The 5232-nt window shown below is 57.3% G+C and carries 2 rRNA genes; both read right to left on the reverse strand.

The window, feature by feature from the left end:
• Positions 1–11 precede the first annotated feature (11 nt).
• Positions 12–3123, reverse strand: a 23S ribosomal RNA gene (locus B116_RS0117715).
• Positions 3124–3532: 409 nt separating this feature from the next.
• Positions 3533–5048 (reverse strand): 16S ribosomal RNA (locus B116_RS0117720).
• Together the 16S and 23S rRNA genes form the textbook arrangement of a ribosomal RNA operon.
• Positions 5049–5232: the final 184 nt, after the last annotated feature.

Genomic DNA, 5232 nt, shown 5'->3' on the forward strand with positions numbered 1-5232 from the left:
GTAGCAACTTAGTAGTCAAGTCCTCGGCCTATTAGTACCGGTCAACTGAACCCGTTACCGAGCTTACATTTCCGGCCTATCAACCCAGTCGTCTAGCTGGGGGCCTTACCCCACCAAAGGTGGATGGGATACCTCATCTTGAAGCAGGCTTCCCGCTTAGATGCTTTCAGCGGTTATCCCTTCCGAACGTAGCCAACCAGCCGTGCCCCTGGCGGGACAACTGGCACACCAGAGGTTCGTCCGTCCCGGTCCTCTCGTACTAGGGACAGCCCTTCTCAAGTATCCTACGCGCACGGCGGATAGGGACCGAACTGTCTCACGACGTTCTAAACCCAGCTCGCGTACCGCTTTAATGGGCGAACAGCCCAACCCTTGGGACCTGCTACAGCCCCAGGATGCGACGAGCCGACATCGAGGTGCCAAACCATCCCGTCGATATGGACTCTTGGGGAAGATCAGCCTGTTATCCCCGGGGTACCTTTTATCCGTTGAGCGACACCGCTTCCATTCGCCAGTGCCGGATCACTAGTCCCGACTTTCGTCCCTGCTCGACCCGTCAGTCTCACAGTCAAGCTCCCTTGTGCACTTACACTCAACACCTGATTGCCAACCAGGCTGAGGGAACCTTTGGGCGCCTCCGTTACCCTTTAGGAGGCAACCGCCCCAGTTAAACTACCCACCAGACACTGTCCCTGAACCGGATAACGGTCCGAAGTTAGATACCCAAACCAACCAGAGTGGTATTTCAAGATTGCCTCCACATGCACTGGCGTGCACACTTCACAGGCTCCCACCTATCCTACACAAGCTAATTCAGATACCAATGTCAAGCTATAGTAAAGGTCCCGGGGTCTTTCCGTCCTGCCGCGCGTAACGAGCATCTTTACTCGTAATGCAATTTCGCCGGGCCTGTGGTTGAGACAGTGGGGAAGTCGTTACGCCATTCGTGCAGGTCGGAACTTACCCGACAAGGAATTTCGCTACCTTAGGATGGTTATAGTTACCACCGCCGTTTACTGGCGCTTAAGTTCTCCGCTTCGCCCCGAAAGACTAACAGGTCCCCTTAACGTTCCAGCACCGGGCAGGCGTCAGTCCATATACATCGAATTACTTCTTCGCATGGACCTGTGTTTTTAGTAAACAGTCGCTTCCCCCTGCTCTCTGCGGCCATACAACGCTCCAGCAGCACGTGCCTTCACGTCTCCGGCCCCCCTTCTCCCAAAGTTACGGGGGCAATTTGCCGAGTTCCTTAACCACAGTTCACCCGATCGCCTTGGTATTCTCTACCTGACCACCTGTGTCGGTTTAGGGTACGGGCCGCTCGAAACTCGCTAGAGGCTTTTCTCGGCAGCATAGGATCACTGACTTCACCTGAATCGGCTCGGCATCACGTCTCAGCCACACGCGCCGCGGATTTACCTACGACACAGCCTACACGCTTACCCCGGCACAACCACCGGCCGGGCTCAGCTACCTTCCTGCGTCACCCCATCGCTTGACTACTACCCGCCAGGTTCCCACGCTCCCCCAGCACAGTCCAAAGACCACACCAAGCTCGGATGGTTAGCACAACGAGGTTCATCAGGGACGCTCCTTCGCGGGTACGGGAATATCAACCCGTTATCCATCGACTACGCCTCTCGGCCTCGCCTTAGGCCCCGACTCACCCAGGGCGGATTAACCTGGCCCTGGAACCCTTGGTCATCCGGCGGAAGGGTTTCTCACCCTTCATTCGCTACTCATGCCTGCATTCTCACTCGTACCGCGTCCACAACTCGATCACTCGGCTGCTTCACCCCCGGCACGACGCTCCCCTACCCATCCACACACCTACACACAACCCAAAGGCCATGCGAAGTACACGCGTGAATGCCACAGCTTCGGCGGTGTGCTTGAGCCCCGCTACATTGTCGGCGCGGAACCACTTGACCAGTGAGCTATTACGCACTCTTTCAAGGATGGCTGCTTCTAAGCCAACCTCCTGGTTGTCTATGCGACCCCACATCCTTTTCCACTTAGCACACGCTTAGGGGCCTTAGCTGGTGATCTGGGCTGTTTCCCTCTCGACTACGAAGCTTATCCCCCGCAGTCTCACTGCCGCGCTCTCACTTACCGGCATTCGGAGTTTGGCTGATTTCGGTAAGCTTGTAGGCCCCCTAGACCATCCAGTGCTCTACCTCCGGCAAGAAACACACGACGCTGCACCTAAATGCATTTCGGGGAGAACCAGCTATCACGGAGTTTGATTGGCCTTTCACCCCTAACCACAGGTCATCCCCCAACTTTTCAACGTTGGTGGGTTCGGCCCTCCACGCAGTCTTACCCACGCTTCAGCCTGCCCATGGCTAGATCACTCCGCTTCGGGTCTAGGACACGCGACTCAAACGCCCTATTCAGACTCGCTTTCGCTACGGCTCCCCCACCCGGGTTAACCTCGCCACATGCCACTAACTCGCAGGCTCATTCTTCAAAAGGCACGCCGTCACCCCACAAAAGAGGCTCCGACGGATTGTAGGCGAACGGTTTCAGGTACTATTTCACTCCCCTCCCGGGGTACTTTTCACCATTCCCTCACGGTACTATCCGCTATCGGTCACCAGGAAGTATTTAGGCTTACCAGATGGTCCTGGCAGATTCACGGCAGATTACAGGAGTCCGCCGCTACTCGGGAACACCCACAGGAGACTGGCAGTTTTCACCTACCGGACTTTCACCGTCTACGGTCAGCCATTCCAGACTGTTCAACTAACCACCAGCTTTATAACTCCCCACACGAGTGTCAGCCCGTGTCGCAGGATCCCACAACCCCAACCACGCAACCCCTGACAGGTATCACACGCAGCCGGTTTAGCCTCAATCCGCTTTCGCTCGCCACTACTCACGGAATCACATATTGTTTTCTCTTCCTACGGGTACTGAGATGTTTCACTTCCCCGCGTTCCCTCCACACACCCTATGAGTTCAGGTGCAGGTGACACCACATGACTGATGCCGGGTTCCCCCATTCGGACACCCTGGGATCGTCGCTCGGTTGACAGCTCCCCCAGGCCTATCGCGGCCTCCCACGTCCTTCATCGGCTCCTGGTGCCAAGGCATCCACCGTTCGCCCTTGACAACTTGACCACAAAGATGCTCGCGTCCACTGTGTAATTCTCAACAAACAACCAACCCGCAACCACCACCCCGCACCAGCAACACCAACCCCACCCCAAAGAGCAGAACCAGCACCCGGTATACGAGACAAGCCACGCCAGGCAACCACATCACCCGCAACACCACCACACAGCAGCATCACAAGCAACACAGTCCAAAGAAACAACCAACGGTCATTCCTTCAGGACCCAACAGGGTGTTCACCGCCAACCCCAGCCGCATCATCAACCCCTTCCCCCACCCCCCAAAGAGAGCGTGTACAAGAGCATCAAACCGCTGCCAAAACCGACTAGCCAGTGTCTCCGACCAATGAGCACCCCATCACCCAACACAGGCAACCGAGGCTCCATACCGCCCTTCGACGGATGGCGCTCCTTAGAAAGGAGGTGATCCAGCCGCACCTTCCGGTACGGCTACCTTGTTACGACTTCGTCCCAATCGCCAGCCCCACCTTCGACGGCTCCCCCCACAAGGGTTAGGCCACCGGCTTCGGGTGTTGCCGACTTTCGTGACGTGACGGGCGGTGTGTACAAGGCCCGGGAACGTATTCACCGCAGCGTTGCTGATCTGCGATTACTAGCGACTCCGACTTCACGGGGTCGAGTTGCAGACCCCGATCCGAACTGAGACCGGCTTTTTGGGATTCGCTCCACCTCACGGTATCGCAGCCCATTGTACCGGCCATTGTAGCATGCGTGAAGCCCTGGACATAAGGGGCATGATGACTTGACGTCATCCCCACCTTCCTCCGAGTTGACCCCGGCAGTCTTCGATGAGTCCCCGCCATAACGCGCTGGCAACATCGAACAAGGGTTGCGCTCGTTGCGGGACTTAACCCAACATCTCACGACACGAGCTGACGACAGCCATGCACCACCTGTCACCGGCCCCGAAGGACCCCCCATCTCTGAAGGATTTCCGGCGATGTCAAACCCAGGTAAGGTTCTTCGCGTTGCATCGAATTAATCCGCATGCTCCGCCGCTTGTGCGGGCCCCCGTCAATTCCTTTGAGTTTTAGCCTTGCGGCCGTACTCCCCAGGCGGGGCGCTTAATGCGTTAGCTGCGGCACAGAGAACCGGAGAGGCCCCCCACACCTAGCGCCCAACGTTTACAGCGTGGACTACCAGGGTATCTAATCCTGTTCGCTCCCCACGCTTTCGCTCCTCAGCGTCAGTATCGGCCCAGAGACCCGCCTTCGCCACCGGTGTTCCTCCTGATATCTGCGCATTTCACCGCTACACCAGGAATTCCAGTCTCCCCTACCGAACTCTAGCCTGCCCGTATCGACTGCAAGCCCGCAGTTGAGCCACGGGTTTTCACAGTCGACGCGACAAGCCGCCTACGAGCTCTTTACGCCCAATAAATCCGGACAACGCTTGCGCCCTACGTCTTACCGCGGCTGCTGGCACGTAGTTGGCCGGCGCTTCTTCTGCAGGTACCGTCACAAACGCTTCGTCCCTGCTGAAAGAGGTTTACAACCCGAAGGCCGTCATCCCTCACGCGGCGTCGCTGCATCAGGCTTCCGCCCATTGTGCAAGATTCCCCACTGCTGCCTCCCGTAGGAGTCTGGGCCGTGTCTCAGTCCCAGTGTGGCCGGTCGCCCTCTCAGGCCGGCTACCCGTCGCCGCCTTGGTAGGCCATTACCCCACCAACAAGCTGATAGGCCGCGAGTCCATCCCAAGCCGAAAAATCTTTCCACCAACCACCATGCGGCAGCCAGTCATATTCGGTATTAGCCCCGGTTTCCCGGGGTTATCCCAAAGCCTAGGGCAGGTTACTCACGTGTTACTCACCCGTTCGCCGCTCGAGTACCCCGAAGGGCCTTTCCGCTCGACTTGCATGTGTTAAGCACGCCGCCAGCGTTCGTCCTGAGCCAGGATCAAACTCTCCAACAAAAACTTGAAGAAACATCCCAGCAACAAAATATTTGCTGCCAAATCCAGCCCAAGCCAACCCACCAAACAGCAGGCCAACCCAGACCAAAACGGCACTGGCTTTCCAAACACCCTGTTGAGTTCTCAAAGAACAACCACACACCATCAGAACCCCAAACCAGGGCCCCTCCAGAGGCAACCGCTC

The organism is Salinispora fenicalii (assembly GCF_000514815.1).
Classification (GTDB): Bacteria; Actinomycetota; Actinomycetes; order Mycobacteriales; family Micromonosporaceae; genus Micromonospora; species Micromonospora fenicalii.